The organism is Mesorhizobium sp. WSM4808, assembly GCF_055811675.1.
Genome location: NZ_JBVVQX010000037.1, coordinates 13,373 through 27,432, shown reverse-complemented (window position 1 = coordinate 27,432; position 14,060 = coordinate 13,373). Strand labels below are relative to the sequence as shown.

The window sequence follows — 14,060 nt, the reverse complement described above, 5'->3', positions numbered from 1 at the left end:
CGCCGGCGAGATCAAGCATGCCGCGGGCGCGCTCGATTGCCCCTGGCGAAACATCATACGCCGTCACATCGAGCCCGGGCCCCCGCCAGCCCCCGGGCGGGGCGGGGGGCCCACCCGGGGGGGGGGCCCGCGGCCGGCTGCGCCGGCGCTTCCATGTCCAGTTCGGTCACTTTCTCGTCTATCTTGGCTACCGCGTTCATGCTGCTGCGCCTTCTGTATTCTTCACTTTTTCAATGGACGGCGTCTCGTCGTCGGTCAGGTTGCGAACCATCGCCTCGAGCCCTTCGATGAGGACGCGACGGGCTTCCGGCTTCACGCCGACCAGCGATTCCTCATAGACTTCTCCGGCAATGCTCTTGATCACGGCGTAGGCATCGCTTGCCTTGGGCGTCAGGAAGATCATGCGGACGCGACGATCGGCGGCGTCGGACCGACGCTCGATCCAGCCTCCCTCTTCCATGCGGTCGACCAGGCGCGAAACGCTGATCGGCTCGATTTCGAGAAGTTCGGCCAGCCGCGCCTGCGCCACACCGTCTTCCTTGGCAACGCGGACCAGAAGCCGCCATTGCGCCGAAGAAAGCCCCAAGCCACTGGCCCTCGCCTCGAAGCGCTTGCGCATCAAGCGCTGCACGTCGTGGATCAAGAAGCCCAATCTGTCGATGCCATCGGAAACCATGAGCGGGATATATAATAAGCGTGCTCACTATTCAAGACGCCGCGTTGCACGAGAAGCCGGCAAATGTGCATGGCAGCTTGCCGGACCAATCATGGTTAGCGATTTGCGAACGCATGATGGCCGCGCCGCCTCTACACTGGTCGCGTCTGGCATATTGATGTACAGCCGCTGAACAGGATCGGGGGATCAACGCAATGCCGACGCTTTACGCTCTCAAGCCGGCCTTCCAGGGTCGACTGCGGCCGCTGGTCAATCGGTTGGCGGCAATCGGGGTCACGGCAAACAGCATAACCATCCTGGCGGCCGCGATGTCGATAGCCGCCGGCGCGGCCATTGCGATCTGGCACGAATGGCGCTGGCTGCTGTTGCTTATCCCCTTGGTGATGTTCGTGCGCATGGCGTTGAATGCCGTGGACGGCATGCTGGCGCGCGAGCATGGCCAAGCCTCGACGCTTGGCATGTATCTGAACGAGTTGTGCGACGTCGTTTCGGACCTCGCGCTGATTCTCCCTTTTGCCGTCTTTCCGGAATTTGGCGCATGGGGCGTCGTCGCCTTCGCGATAGCGGCCGTGCTGACCGAGTTCGCCGGCGTGCTCGGCATCGCTGCCAAGGTCGGGCGTAATTATGCCGGGCCGTTCGGCAAGAGCGACAGGGCGCTGGCGCTCGGCGTCGTCGCCGTGCTGTGCGCCGCCGGGCTGTGGCCGGCATCGATAGCGGCGTTTGTGTTTCCGGCCATGGCAACGCTTTCGCTGCTGACCGCCATAAACCGGATACGCGCCGGCATTATTGGCAGCGCCAGCTGAGCATCGAGGCTCGCCATGCCGCCAGAGGGGAAGACCATGATGCACGAACCGATCGCCGCCGCGGCCACGGAAAGCCTTGCGCGGCAAGCACAGGAGCGGGTTTTCCGCAGCCATGACGGTACGGAGATCTTCTACCGATTCTGGCCGGCGGCCTCCGCCGATGCCAAGGGCGCGGTGGTGCTCTTCCACCGCGGCCACGAGCATGGCGGTCGCATGTGCCATCTTGTCGATGAATTGCAGATGCCGGACCACGCCTTCTATGCCTGGGATGCCCGCGGCAATGGCCGTTCGGCCGGCGAGCGCGGCTATGCCCCGTCCTTCTCGGCCCTGGTGCGCGACATCGACTGCTTCATGCGCGAGATTGCAGCCAGGGATGGCTTTGCCACTCGGGATATCGCGCTGGTCGCACAATCCTTCGGCGCCGTGCTGGCCGCCGCCTGGGTGCATGACTATGCGCCGAAGCTGCGCGCCATGGTGCTGGCCTCACCGGCCTTCTCGGTAAAACTCTACGTGCCCTTCGCCAAGGAGGGCATCGCACTCTGGCAGAAGATCAAGGGCCGCTTCTTCGTCAATTCCTACGTCAAGGCGAAATTCCTGACCCACGATCCCGTGCGCATCGCCTCTTTCGAGAGCGATCCGTTGATCACGCGGCCGATCGCTTCCAACATCCTGGTCGAACTCTATCAGCATGCCGCACGCATCGTCAGTGACGCCCGCGCCATCACCGTGCCGACCCAGCTTCTGCTTTCGGGCAGCGACTGGGTGGTGCGCCACGGCCCGCAGCACGAGTTCTTCGTCAATCTCGGCAGCCGCACCAAGGAACGCCATGTGTTGCCTGGTTTCTTCCACGACACGCTGGGCGAGCGCGACCGGGCAAAGGCCCTCGACCTGATCCGGCCATTCCTGGCCAGGCAGTTCACGGCACCGGACGCGCCTGTCGACCTTAAGCAGGCGGACATTGCCGGCTACACCCGCGACGAGGCGGACCGACTTGCCTCGCCGCTCGCTTTGATGTCGCCAAAGGGCCTCTATTGGGCATTCAGCCGTGCCTCTATCCGCATGGGCGCCTGGGTCTCGCAAGGTATGAAGGCCGGCGTGACCACCGGCTTCGATTCCGGCTCGACGCTGGACTACGTCTACGAGAACAATGCGCGCGGGCTTACGCCTCTTGGCCGCGTCGTCGACCGCATTTTCCTGGAGGCCATTGGCTGGCGCGGCATCCGCCAGCGCAAGCTGCATCTCGAAGAGCTCATCGGCTCTTGCCTGGCGACGCTCAAGGCCGCTGGCCGGCCAGCGCACATTCTCGACATCGCGGCCGGCCATGGCCGCTATGTTCTCGATGCCATCGTGAAGAGCCCCGATCAGCCGGCGAGCGTTCGCCTGCAGGATTATTCCGACCTCAACGTCCAGCTTGGCCGCAAGCTGATCGCCGAGCGGCAATTGCCGGCTGATGTCTCGTTCCAGCGCGCCGACGCCTTCGATGCCGACATGCTCGCATCGATCGATCCAGCTCCGGATCTTGCCATCGTTTCCGGCCTTTACGAGTTGTTCTCCGACAATGCGATGATAGCCCGCTCGCTCGGTGGATTGGCCAGCGCCATGCAGCCGGGAAGCCTGTTGCTCTACACCAACCAGCCCTGGCATCCGCAGCTCGAGATGATCGCCCGCACCCTGACTTCGCATCGCGGCGGCGAGGCCTGGGTGATGCGGCGGCGCACGCAGGGTGAGATGGACCAGCTCGTCGAAGCCGCCGGTTTCGAAAAGCTCGACCAGCGCATCGACCAATGGGGCATCTTCACCGTCTCGGTCGCACGGCGCCGCTGAGCAGCATGGCCTCGTCGCTTGCACCCATCGCGCGCACCGAGCCTTATGGACGGGTGGTCGTCAGGGCCGCGCTCTGGCTGGCCTTCCTGGCGCCGTTCTTCTACCTCAGCTACGGCTTCGCCAACTGGCTGGCCTCGCGGCGCGACGAGGTCGGCAGCATCGTGTTCTCGTGGGAACACAGCATTCCGTTCGTCGCCTGGACCATCGTGCCCTATTGGTCGATCAATCTGTTCTATGGCCTGTCGCTGCTGCTCAACAACGACAAGCAAGGCGTCGACCGCCTGGCCGGGCGCTATCTCACCGCGCAGGTCGTCGCCGTTATCTGCTTCATCCTGTTCCCGCTGACCGCGACATTCGTGCGACCTGCAACGACCGGACTGCCCGGCTTCCTGTTTGCCGTGCTTGGTGGTTTCGACAAGCCGTTCAACCAGGCGCCCTCGCTGCACATCGCCCTTTTGGTGATCATCTGGGATCATTGGCGCCACCGGCTCCGCGGGTTGCTCCTGCCGCTCTGGCATGGCTGGAGCTTCCTGATCGGTGCCTCGGTGCTGACGACCTGGCAGCATCACTTCATCGACATTCCGACCGGCGCGCTGCTCGGGTTCTTTGCGCTGTGGCTGTTTCCGCGCAGCGGCGCGTTGCCGTTTTCAGGCTTCCGGCTGACCAGCGATGTGAAAGCGCGGCGGCTGGCGCGGTTCTACGCGCTGGGCGCGGTCCTCGCGCTGGCCGGTGCAGCGCTCGGCGCCTTGTTCTGCGCCGTCGCGCTCTTCCTGCTTTGGCCGGCGCTGGCGCTGGCCATCGTCGCCTTCGCCTATGCAGGAGCAGGCGAAAAAGTGTTCCAGAAATCCGCCGATGGCAGCATCACGCTCGCAAGCCGTGTCCTGCTCTTGCCTTACCGTCTCGGCGCCAGGGCCAACATATGGGCCTGGACGCGCAAACTTGCTCCCCAGGTGGCGATTGCCGACGGCGTCTTTCTCGGGCGCTTTCCCACGGCACGCGAGGCCAGCAGCTTCGGCACGGTCATCGATCTCGCCGCCGAACTTAAGAGGCCTGCGGCAGCCGATTGCCGCTGGATCAGCTTTCCGATGGTCGACCTGTTGCCGCCGCCAGTGGCGATACGGCAACAGGCAGCCGGCGCGCTGGAGAGTGCGCGCCGCGACGGCACCGTGCTGGTGTGCTGCGCGCTCGGCTTCCAGCGCAGCGCCGGCGTCGTCGCCGAATGGCTGGTGGCGACCGGCAGGGCCAAGACGCCGGCGCTTGCCCGCGAAATGCTCGCGGCCCTCGGCCGGCCGGTTCATCTTGCCGAGGCCATAGAGCGCGCGGCGTCATGACCGGCAATGCCTACCAGGACCGCACCGACCGCTTCGCCGGCATGCTGATGCGGCAGGCAGCGTGGCCGGCCGCAATCGTGGTGGCGGCAAATATCCTTGCGCCGCTGGCTGCCTCGACGCGCGGCGGCTTCGAGACTTTGCCGGCGGCCGTTGCGCTGTCGATCACAGCCGCGAGCGCTGTCGCCGTTCTGGCGCTGTCGGCATTGCTGGCATTCGACGCTCTGTTGTTCCGGGTCATGGCTGGCCATGATGACGAAGCTTCCGGCGGTGCCGCGGTGGACGACATGCTGGCGCGCATGCGCCTGAAAACGGCCCCGCCCGCGACACGCTCGCTCGATGACCGCATTGCTGGCACGCGTCGCCTACTGTTCAAGCAGCGCGCCGCCCTGGCTCTGTTTGCCGCAGCACTTCTGGCGTCAGGGTTTTGGGCGCCGCGATGAACAGGCTTTCGCTCAAGACCTTCACCTTGCTGCAGACGGTAACCTCCGTCGGCCTCTCGGCGCTGGCCCGGATGGTGACGGGCGTGCGTCCGATCTGGAACGGCAGCCTGCCCTCCGACCGCCAGCGCATCTATTTCGCCAACCACACCAGCCATGGCGACTTTATCCTGCTGTCGGCCTGTCTCAGCGAAAGCGAGCGCGCGATCACCCATGCTGTTGCCGCAGGCGAATATTGGGGGAAGTCGCGGCTGCGCCGCTTCATCGCGCAGGACATGCTGTCGTCGGTGCTCATCAACCGGCAGTGGACGAGACCTGAGGAAAACCCGATCGAGATCATGCTGTCGGTTCTCGACCAGGGCCACTCGCTGATCCTGTTTCCCGAAGGCACACGCAACATGACCGAAGAGCCGCTGCTGGCATTCCGCTCCGGGCTCTACAATCTGTCGACGGCGCGGCCTCAGGTCGAGCTGATCCCGTGCTGGATCGAGAACATGTCGCGCGTGCTGCCCAAGGGCCAGTTCCTGCCGGTGCCGCTGCTGTGCCGCGTCGTCTTCGGCGCACCGGTGGCGATCGGTCCGGGCGAAGAACGCCGCGCCTTCCTCGAACGCGCCCACGCCGCGCTTCTGGCGCTCAACCCGCGTCCCGAGCGAGACGATTGATGCGCCACGAAATCTCCATCCTGATCATCGGCCTGCTGGCGGTTTTGACCACCGCCAGCATCGTCGCCACCATACTTTCGGCGCGAGCGCCGAAGCCGCTTAGTTCGACGCTGGTCAATCTCAGCCAGCGGATCAACGCCTGGTGGGTGATGGTGGCGCTGATGACGGTCGCCTTCTTCTTCGGGCGTTACGGGATGACCATCCTGTTCGCTCTGATCTCCTTCGCCGCGCTGCGCGAATTCGTGACGCTGACGCACACCCGCCGCAGCGACCATTGGGTGCTGCTCGGCATGTTCGGCATCATCATACCGTTTCAATACTGGCTGGTGTGGACCGCCTGGTACGGGCTCTTCGTCATCTTCATTCCGGTCTATTGCTTCCTGTTGATGCCGGCCATCACGGCGCTGCATGGCGACACCGAACGCTTCCTCGAGCGGATCGCCGCGCAGCAATGGGCGGTGATGATCTCGGTCTATTGCGTCAGCCATGTGCCTGCCCTGCTGACACTCGAGGTGCCGGGCTTCGAAGGCCGCACCCTGCTGCTGATCGCGTTCCTGATCATCGTCGTGCAAGGCAGCGACGTGCTGCAGTACATCTTCGGCAAGCTATTTGGAAAACACCGTTTTTCGCCGAACGTCTCGCCGTCGAAAACCTGGGAAGGGCTGATCGGCGGACTGGTGTCGGCGAGCCTGCTCGGCGCGCTGCTATCGTTCGTGACACCCTTCTCGCCGCTGCAGGCAGCAGCCGTGGCCTTCGTCGCCTGCTCGATGGGATTTCTCGGCGGGCTGGTCGCCTCGGCCATCAAGCGCGATCAGGGCGTCAAGGACTGGGGCCATCTGATCGAAGGCCATGGCGGCATGATGGACCGCACCGACAGCCTGGTCTTCGCCGCCCCGGTGTTCTTCCACATCGTGCGCTATTTCTGGACGGTCTGAGCCGGCGGCCTGTTGCAAGAGCGGTTCATTGGCGCGCTCAGAGCCGGTTGTGGATCAGCATGGTGACGACGAAGAACGCGCCGACGGAGCTGGTGATGATGCCGATCGGCAGTTCCTGCGGCAGCAGCAGCGTTCGGGCCAGAAGATCGCTGGCCAGCAACAGCACCGCGCCGGGTCAGTTTGGAAGCCGTTTGACACCCTTTTTTATACGCCGAGATAGCGGTCCTGAATTTCTGGCGTCAGCGCCTCGGGCGTGCCTTCGAAGACGGTCATGCCCTTTTCCAGAACGAAGCAGCGGTCGGCCACAGGTAGAAGCTCGGCAAGCGTCTTGTCGACGATAAGGATCGACTGTCCGCTCGACTTGAGCTTGCGGATTGCTGCCCAGATGTCCTGGCGGATCACAGGTGCCAGACCCTCGGTCGCCTCGTCCAGAATGAGCAGGCTCGGATTGGTCATCAACGCGCGGCCGATGGCTACCATCTGCTGCTCGCCGCCCGACAGTGTACCGGCATATTGGTCGCGGCGTTCGCCGAGACGCGGAAACAGCTCGACAACTTTTTCCAATGTCCACGCGCTGCCGCGTGCTGCGGCCAGCAGGTTCTCCAGTACGGTCAGATTGGGAAAGCAGCGCCTTCCCTCCGGCACCAGACCCAGGCCAAGGCGCGCGATGCGGTGCGGGCGCATGCCGGCGACTTGGCGGCCGCCAAAGCTGATCGAGCCTGAGCGCGGTTTCGCGAGGCCGAGAATGGAATTGATCGTCGTCGTCTTGCCCATGCCGTTGCGGCCCATGAGCGCCACGACCTCACCCGCCCTGACGTCGAGCGAGACGCCGAACAGCGCCTGCGATGCGCCGTAGAAGGTTTCGACGCCGTTGAGTTCCAGCAGGCTCACGCAGCTTCTCCGAGATAGGCCCGGCGCACTTCGGGATCGTTGCGGATCTCGTCCACCGTGCCGGTGGCGATGACGCGGCCATAGACGAGGACCGAGATACGGTCGGCAAGCGCGAAGACGGCATCCATGTCGTGCTCGACGAGCAGGATCGGCGCTTCGTGGCGCAGGCCGTCGAGGAATTTCGTCAACGCTTTCGATCCGTCTGGCCCCATGCCGGCCATCGGCTCGTCGAACAAAAAGGCCTTCGATCCAAGGGCCAACGCAATGGCGATTTCGAGTTGACGGCGTTCGCCATGCGACAGCTCAGCGGCTGGCACGTAGGCGCGCCCGGCAAGGCCGACGCGCTCCAGCATCGCCATCGCCGGTTCTGTCAGGCTCTTGTCGCTCATCACGGGGCGTAAGAAGCGGAAGCTCGTTCCCTGGCGTGCCTGCACCGCCAGCATCACATTGCGCAGCGCGGAAAACTCCTGCGCGAGTGATGAGATCTGGAAGCTGCGGCCGAGCCCAAGCCGCCCGCGGGCCGCCATGTCGAGCCCGGCCATATCCTGGCCGAGAAAGCGGATACTGCCGCTGTCTGGCCGGAGCGAGCCCGAGATCTGGTGGATCAGCGTGCTTTTGCCGGCTCCATTGGGGCCGATCAGCGCGTGGATTTCGCCCGGCTTGAGATCGAGGCTGACGCCGTCGGTGGCCTTCAGCGCGCCGAAAGTCTTTTTGAGATCGCGTATTTCGAGGACCAGCTCAGCCATGACGCGCCTCTCCAGCCAAAAGGCCAAGCAGCCCGCCGCGCGCGAACAAAACGACGCCGAGCAGGATCAGGCCAAGGAAGAACTGCCAGCGTTCGGTGAAGCCGCCAAGCGCGAATTCGAACAGCACGTAAAGCATCGCGCCCGCAACCGGGCCGAACAGCCGACCCTTGCCGCCAAGGATGATGAGCACGATCAGCTCGCCCGACATGTGCCAGGACAGCATCGAGGGGCTGACGAAGCGGTTGAGATCGGCAAACAGCGCGCCGGCGAGGCCTGTGACCATGGCAGAGATGGCGAAGGCAACGAGCCTGATGTTGAAGGGTGCGATGCCGACGGCGGACAGCCTGGTCGCGTTCTGCCGTGCCGCCTGCAATGCGGCACCGAAGCGCGATCCGCGCAGCAGCCAGAACAGGCCAAGTGCTGCCATCAGCACGACATAGCAGATCAGGAAATAGGTCAGGGACTGCGCCGTGTTCATACCGGGAAAGCCATTGCGGACATAGATCGACAGCCCGTCCTCGCCGCCATAGGCCGGCCAGGAGATGGCGAAGTAGTAGATCATCTGCGCGAAAGCGAGCGTGATCATGATGAAATAGACGCCCGTCGTGCGCAGGCTGATCGCGCCGATCGGCAAGGCGACAAGGCCGCAAACCAGGATAGCCACCGACCAGATGACCGGCATCGAGGTCGTGCCTTGCAGGCCAAACAACAGCGGTTCGGCGTTGAAGGTATGGGTCGCCAGGATGCCGGCGGCATAGCCGCCAAGGCCGAAGAAGGCGGCGTGGCCAAAGGATACCAGCCCGCCAAGACCAAGCGCGATGTTGAGCCCGACAGCAGCGAGCGCAAGGATCGTAATGCGCGTGGCAAGCGTGACGTAGAATTGCTCGCCCATTGCAGACGCACTGAACGGGATCGCTAGCAGCAGAAGTGCCAGCAGTATATTGATGATGGTTTCGCGGCTCATGGTGGCCCTTACGACTGCGCCGCAAACAGGCCGCTTGGCCTGAAAGCGAGGATCAGGGCCATGACTATGTAGATCAGCATGGAGGCGAGTGAGGCACCGATCAGCCCGGCCTGTGCCGTCGGCATCATCAACGCCAGCGCCTTGGGCAGGAGGAAGCGGCCCATCGTGTCGACGAGGCCGACGAGGATGGCACCGAACAGCGCGCCCTTGATCGAGCCGATGCCGCCGATGACGATGACCACGAAGGCGAGGATGAGTGCTGGCTCGCCCATGCCGACCTGCACCGATTGCAGCGCACCGACCAGCGCGCCGGCAAGGCCGGCAAGGGCAGCACCTAGCGCGAAGACAACAGTGTAGAGCGTGCGGATGTCGACGCCGAGGGCTGCGATCATCTCGCGGTCGGATTCGCCGGCGCGGATGCGCATGCCGAGACGGGTGCGCGAGATCAGCAGATAGAGCCCCACAGCAACGGCGATGCCGACGCCGATAATGGCGAGGCGGTAGAGCTGGTACTGGCCACCCCCGGGCAGGGGCACCGCGCCTTGCAGCAGCGGTGGGATGTCGAGATAAAGCGGAAACGAGCCAGACAGCCAGCGCGTGCCTTCCGAAAAGATCAGGATCAGCGCAAACGTCGCCAGCACCTGGTCAAGATGGTCGCGCTCATAAAGCCTGCGGATGACAACGATCTCCATGACCGCACCGGCGGCTGCCGCAGCGATCAGGCTCGCCACCAGACCGATCCAGAACGAACCAGTGGCGGCGGCGACCGTGGCACAGGCAAAGGCGCCGACCATGTAGAGCGAGCCATGGGCGAGGTTGATCAGGCCCATGACTCCGAAGATCAGCGTCAGGCCGGCGGCCATGAGGAACAGCATCACTCCGAGCTGCAGCCCGTTGAGAAGTTGTTCGATCAGAAGGGCGATGGACAAATGAACGATCCGGACTGTGGTTCAAGGCGGGGAATGCCGAAGCAAGCCGCTGCAAGATACGGCGATGCGGCCTCGCCGCGGCCCCGGCCCCGTCGATGACGAGGCCGGCACTTTAGCAAAGCGGATGCAGCCTTGGGCTACATCTTGCACTGGTCGGCATAGGCGTCCTTGTGGTGTTCGAAGGCGGTGGCGATGATCTTGTTGGTCAAGACATCGCCTTCCTTTACCACCTCACGGACGTAGATGTTCTGGACCGGATGATTGTTGGTGTTGAAGGTGAACTCGCCGCGCACCGACTTGAAATCGGCTGCCTTGAGGGCCGCGCGGAACGCGTCCTTGTCCTTAACACTGGCCTTGGACAGCGCAGACAGGATCAGGTTCGCCGTATCCCAGCTCTGGGCGGCGTAGATTGAGGGCAGGCGATTGTATTCGGCCTTGAAGGCCTCGACGAACTGCTTGTTGGCTTCGTTGTCGAGGTCCCTGGACCAGCTCGCCGAGTTCTTGACGCCAAGGGCTGCGTCGCCAACCGCGGGCAAAATGTCCTGGTCGAAGGAGAAGCCAGGACCCATGACCGGGATGTTCACGCCCGACTGGGCGTACTGCTTCATGAAGGAAATGCCCATGCCGCCAGGCAGGAAGAAGAACACCGAGTCGGCACCGGAATCGCGGATTTGGGCGACCTCGGCGGCGTAGTCGGCCTGGCCGATCTGGGTGTAGGCCTCGCCTGCCAGCTCGCCCTTGTAGTAGCGCTTGAAGCCGGTCAGCGAATCCTTGCCAGCCGGGTAGTTGGGCGCGAGGATGAAGGTCTTCTTGTAGTCCTTGTTGGCGTACTGACCCATCGCCTCATGGAAATTGTCGTTCTGATAGGCGACGTTGAAATAGTTCTTGTTGCACTTGGCGCCGGCAAGCGCCGACGGGCCGGCATTGGGCGACAGATAGATGACGTCCTGCGCCACCGCGTTGGGCACCACCGCCATCGCCAGGTTCGACCAGATGATGCCGGTGAGCAGGTCGACCTTGTCGCTCTGGATCATCTTTTCGGCGAGCTGCACCGCGATCTCGGGCTTCTGGGCATCGTCTTCGATGACCAGCTCGACATCTTTGTTGCCGGACTGTTTCATCGCCAGCGTAAAGGCATCGCGCATGTCGACGCCGAGACCCGCACCGCCGCCCGAAAGCGTGGTGATGACGCCGATCTTGACGGGTTCGGCATAGGCAAGGCCAGATGTGGCCAGCGACAAAGCGAACATGCTGGATGCCAGGACATTCTTCATTTTTCTCTCCTTCCCAGTGTTTTCAATATAGATAAAATAGCTTTAGAGCCGGGGCGAACTTTCCAGAGTTCAGTGAACAGTTCAACCTCCAGCATCTCTTCAGATACGAAGCGCCCGACGTGCCGCCGGTGCTGCGTTTCATGCCGATGATGCGTTCGACTGTGGTGACATGATTGAAGCGCCAGCGCCCGGCCATTGCCGATCGGCGCGGTGTGGTCACCCAGACCCTTTTCGACCAGACGTCGGTCAGTTCGACACCGGCATTAAGGTATTCGGGGTAGTCGAAGCCATCGAGCAGTAAGTTCGGCCACTGTTCCTCGGGCGGAAGGTTGTCGCGCGTGAAAGTGTCGATATGCGCTGACGGTCCAAGCATTCTGCGGCTGTCCCCTAGATGCTCGTTGCCACGGTCTTGTCGCCGTGCGTGTGTTTGAATACGCAACTTGCGGGGAGGCTTTGCGCCGACGCCGGGCTGGTCATCCGGCATATGCGGCAGCACCCGGCGCGATCGATATGCGACCGGCATTTGGCACAGCGAGACCTCCCACGCTCTCGACTGACGATTGAGAATTGCACCAGACCAAATTTATTTCAAGCCTAAAGTTTTTAGCCCTGCCCGAGCGTTGGTGCACAAATGCGGCATGTTCGGCATCTTCGGCAAGCTCTTTGGAAAACATCGTTTTTCGCCGAACGTCTCGCCGTCGAAAACCTGGGAAGGCCTGATCGGCACGCCCTTCTCGCCGCTGCAGGCGGCGGACGTGGCCTTCGTCGCCTACTCGATGGGATTTCTTGGCGAGTTGGTCGCCTCGGCCATCAAGCGCGACCAGGGCGTCAAGGACTGGGGCCATCTGATCGAAGGCCATGGCGGCATGATGGACCGCACCGACAAGCCTGGTCTTCGCCGCGCCTGTCTTCTTTCACATTGTGCGCTATTTCTGGACGGTCTGAGCCGGCGGCCTCTTGCCCGCCGCGATCAGACCCGGATCAGCATAGTGACGACCAGAACCACGCTATTTGGCGCGTTTCCTGACATACAGTTCCAGCTTATGGCGGACGATTTCGAAGCCAAGCTCCGACGCTATCTCGGCCTGCAGTTTCTCGATTTTGTCGGAACGGAACTCGATCACCTGACCGGTGTCGAGGTCGATGAGATGGTCGTGATGTTCACGGTCCGCGTTTTCGAACCGGGCGCGGCCCTCGTCGAAGGCATGACGCTGGATGGCGCCTTTCTCCTCCAGGAGCCGCAACGTCCGGTAGACGGTCGACAAGGAAATGCTGCCGTCGATCTGGTGGGCACGAGAATACAATTCGTTCGCGTCCGGATGGTCGTGCGCATCCGCCAGCAGCCGCAAGATCACCTTGCGTTGTTCGGTCATCCGGACACCGGCGGCTTTCAAATTGCTCCGGAATCGCTCGAAAAGGTCGTTATCCGCTTTCATCCGCCATACTTAGCCGCGTTGCCACGCGACTGCAATTAGCTACTTGCAAATCAGTTGCAACTGCAATATTAGATGCAAATCAAACGCATTAGCATGACGTGAGCGGCGCATGGGCGACGATCAACTCCAGTCGAAAGGCATCCGATGACTGCTTCTGCTTCCCCAACCCGCAGGACGATGCTGCGGGCGCTTGGCGGCCTTGTGGCCATCGGTTTTGCGACGATGGCGAGCCTCGTTCCGGTCATGGCACAGGAGACCCAGCCTGCGGCAGGGAAGGTTCTGCGCGTCGTGACGACGTTCACGATCATCCAGGATATCGCGCAAAACGTAGCCGGGACCGCGGCAATCGTAGAGTCGGTGACCAAGCCCGGCGCCGAAATCCACGACTATCAGCCGACGCCGCTCGACGTGGTGAAGGCGCAATCGGCCGACCTCGTGCTCTGGAACGGCATGAACCTCGAACGCTGGTTCGAGAAATTCTTCGACAACGTGAAGAACGTGCCGAGCGCCGTCGTCACGGACGGTGTCGAGCCGATGGGGATCAAGGAGGGGCCCTACGAAGGCAAGCCCAATCCGCATGCGTGGATGTCGCCGAAGAACGCCCTCATCTATGTCGAGAACATCCGCAAGGCGCTGTCCAAGGCGGATCCGGCAAACGCCCAGGTCTATGCCGCCAATGCCGCCGCCTATTCGGAAAAGATCAAGGCAATCGACGAACCCATGCGCAAGCGCCTGTCGGCGATCCCCACGGACCAACGCTGGCTGGTTACAAGCGAAGGCGCTTTCAGCTACCTGGCACGCGACTTCGATCTGCGCGAAGCCTATCTGTGGCCGATCAACGCCGACCAGCAAGGCACTCCGCAACAGGCGCGCAAGCTCATCGACCTGGTGCGCGAGAACAAGATTCCAGTGGTGTTCAGCGAAAGCACCATTTCCGACAAGGCGGCCAAGCAAGTCGCGCGCGAAACCGGAGCCACCTATGGAGGCATTCTCTACGTCGATTCGCTGAGCGAGGAAGACGGCCCGGTTCCGACCTATCTGAAGCTTCTCGAAACCACCGTCGAGACGATCGTCCAGGGGTTCGGCGGGTGACCGGGGTTCGCACCGCGCTCGCTCCGGACAGTGTCCAGGGCAGCCATGATCGAACATCGA

General features: G+C 62.9%; 14 protein-coding genes and 4 pseudogenes. 8 read left to right on the top strand and 10 right to left on the bottom strand.

Features of this window, described 5'->3' with window-relative positions; all coding sequences use genetic code 11:
- Nucleotides 1-196: 196 nt before the first annotated feature.
- Nucleotides 197-676 carry a MarR family winged helix-turn-helix transcriptional regulator gene (locus AC0L2U_RS33140; RefSeq protein ID WP_027038640.1) on the bottom strand — a complete coding sequence of 160 codons (480 nt, stop codon included), beginning with the start codon at nt 674-676 and terminating at the stop codon, nt 197-199.
- A 194-nt stretch (nt 677-870) separates the two neighbouring features.
- Here AC0L2U_RS33140 and AC0L2U_RS33135 point away from each other — a divergent pair, with 194 nt between their 5' ends.
- From AC0L2U_RS33135 to AC0L2U_RS33110, 6 genes are read left to right on the top strand one after another with little or no spacing between them, the layout of a single operon-like run.
- Nucleotides 871-1,479, top strand: a complete 609-nt coding sequence (locus AC0L2U_RS33135) for a CDP-alcohol phosphatidyltransferase family protein (protein ID WP_128308847.1) — start codon at nt 871-873, stop codon at nt 1,477-1,479.
- Between the two features lie 39 nt (nt 1,480-1,518).
- On the top strand, nt 1,519-3,303 hold the full coding sequence (locus AC0L2U_RS33130; protein WP_473603487.1) for a bifunctional alpha/beta hydrolase/class I SAM-dependent methyltransferase: 1,785 nt from the start codon (nt 1,519-1,521) through the stop codon (nt 3,301-3,303).
- Between the two features lie 5 nt (nt 3,304-3,308).
- On the top strand, nt 3,309-4,634 hold the full coding sequence (locus AC0L2U_RS33125; RefSeq protein WP_127381502.1) for a phosphatase PAP2/dual specificity phosphatase family protein: 1,326 nt from the start codon (nt 3,309-3,311) through the stop codon (nt 4,632-4,634).
- On the top strand, nt 4,631-5,074 hold the full coding sequence (locus AC0L2U_RS33120; RefSeq protein ID WP_127267051.1) for a hypothetical protein: 444 nt from the start codon (nt 4,631-4,633) through the stop codon (nt 5,072-5,074). Before AC0L2U_RS33125 ends, AC0L2U_RS33120 begins: the two co-directional genes overlap by 4 nt.
- Nucleotides 5,071-5,733, top strand: a complete 663-nt coding sequence (locus tag AC0L2U_RS33115; RefSeq protein WP_127267052.1) for a lysophospholipid acyltransferase family protein — start codon at nt 5,071-5,073, stop codon at nt 5,731-5,733. The genes AC0L2U_RS33120 and AC0L2U_RS33115 overlap by 4 nt, the downstream gene beginning before the upstream one ends.
- Nucleotides 5,733-6,668 (top strand): phosphatidate cytidylyltransferase, encoded by a 936-nt coding sequence (locus AC0L2U_RS33110; RefSeq protein WP_127267053.1) that lies wholly within the window; start codon nt 5,733-5,735, stop codon nt 6,666-6,668. The genes AC0L2U_RS33115 and AC0L2U_RS33110 overlap by 1 nt, the downstream gene beginning before the upstream one ends.
- 37 nt (nt 6,669-6,705) lie before the next feature.
- Here AC0L2U_RS33110 and AC0L2U_RS33105 read toward each other — a convergent pair.
- The 8 genes and pseudogenes from AC0L2U_RS33105 to AC0L2U_RS33070 all read right to left on the bottom strand — a co-directional run.
- Nucleotides 6,706-6,840, bottom strand: a pseudogene (locus AC0L2U_RS33105) (iron chelate uptake ABC transporter family permease subunit); the annotation flags it as partial.
- A gap of 32 nt (nt 6,841-6,872) precedes the next feature.
- Nucleotides 6,873-7,559, bottom strand: a complete 687-nt coding sequence (locus AC0L2U_RS33100) for an ABC transporter ATP-binding protein (protein WP_127271619.1) — start codon at nt 7,557-7,559, stop codon at nt 6,873-6,875.
- Nucleotides 7,556-8,305 (bottom strand): ABC transporter ATP-binding protein, encoded by a 750-nt coding sequence (locus AC0L2U_RS33095; protein ID WP_127321152.1) that lies wholly within the window; start codon nt 8,303-8,305, stop codon nt 7,556-7,558. Before AC0L2U_RS33095 ends, AC0L2U_RS33100 begins: the two co-directional genes overlap by 4 nt.
- Nucleotides 8,298-9,269, bottom strand: a complete 972-nt coding sequence (locus AC0L2U_RS33090) for a branched-chain amino acid ABC transporter permease (protein WP_127321153.1) — start codon at nt 9,267-9,269, stop codon at nt 8,298-8,300. Before AC0L2U_RS33090 ends, AC0L2U_RS33095 begins: the two co-directional genes overlap by 8 nt.
- An 8-nt stretch (nt 9,270-9,277) precedes the next feature.
- Nucleotides 9,278-10,198: a branched-chain amino acid ABC transporter permease gene (locus tag AC0L2U_RS33085; protein ID WP_127270515.1), complete on the bottom strand. Its 921-nt coding sequence runs from the start codon at nt 10,196-10,198 to the stop codon at nt 9,278-9,280.
- Nucleotides 10,199-10,335: 137 nt separating this feature from the next.
- Entirely contained in the window at nt 10,336-11,472 is a 1,137-nt protein-coding gene (locus AC0L2U_RS33080; protein ID WP_473603484.1) for an ABC transporter substrate-binding protein, read from the bottom strand.
- Nucleotides 11,469-11,659: pseudogene (locus AC0L2U_RS33075) on the bottom strand (tryptophan 2,3-dioxygenase family protein); the annotation flags it as partial. The gene AC0L2U_RS33080 and the pseudogene AC0L2U_RS33075, both read right to left, overlap by 4 nt.
- 1 nt (nt 11,660) lies before the next feature.
- Nucleotides 11,661-11,845, bottom strand: a pseudogene (locus AC0L2U_RS33070) (2-aminobenzoate-CoA ligase); the annotation flags it as partial.
- Between the two features lie 274 nt (nt 11,846-12,119).
- On the opposite strand from AC0L2U_RS33070, the pseudogene AC0L2U_RS33065 reads away from it, so the two are divergent.
- Nucleotides 12,120-12,417: pseudogene (locus AC0L2U_RS33065) on the top strand (phosphatidate cytidylyltransferase); the annotation flags it as partial.
- A gap of 62 nt (nt 12,418-12,479) precedes the next feature.
- Here AC0L2U_RS33065 and AC0L2U_RS33060 read toward each other — a convergent pair.
- Nucleotides 12,480-12,908: a Fur family transcriptional regulator gene (locus AC0L2U_RS33060; RefSeq protein ID WP_023813521.1), complete on the bottom strand. Its 429-nt coding sequence runs from the start codon at nt 12,906-12,908 to the stop codon at nt 12,480-12,482.
- 144 nt (nt 12,909-13,052) lie between these two features.
- On the opposite strand from AC0L2U_RS33060, the gene AC0L2U_RS33055 reads away from it, so the two are divergent.
- A complete protein-coding gene (locus tag AC0L2U_RS33055; protein WP_473603483.1) occupies nt 13,053-14,000 on the top strand; it encodes a metal ABC transporter substrate-binding protein in 948 nt (315 codons plus the stop codon).
- Nucleotides 14,001-14,060 lie beyond the last annotated feature (60 nt).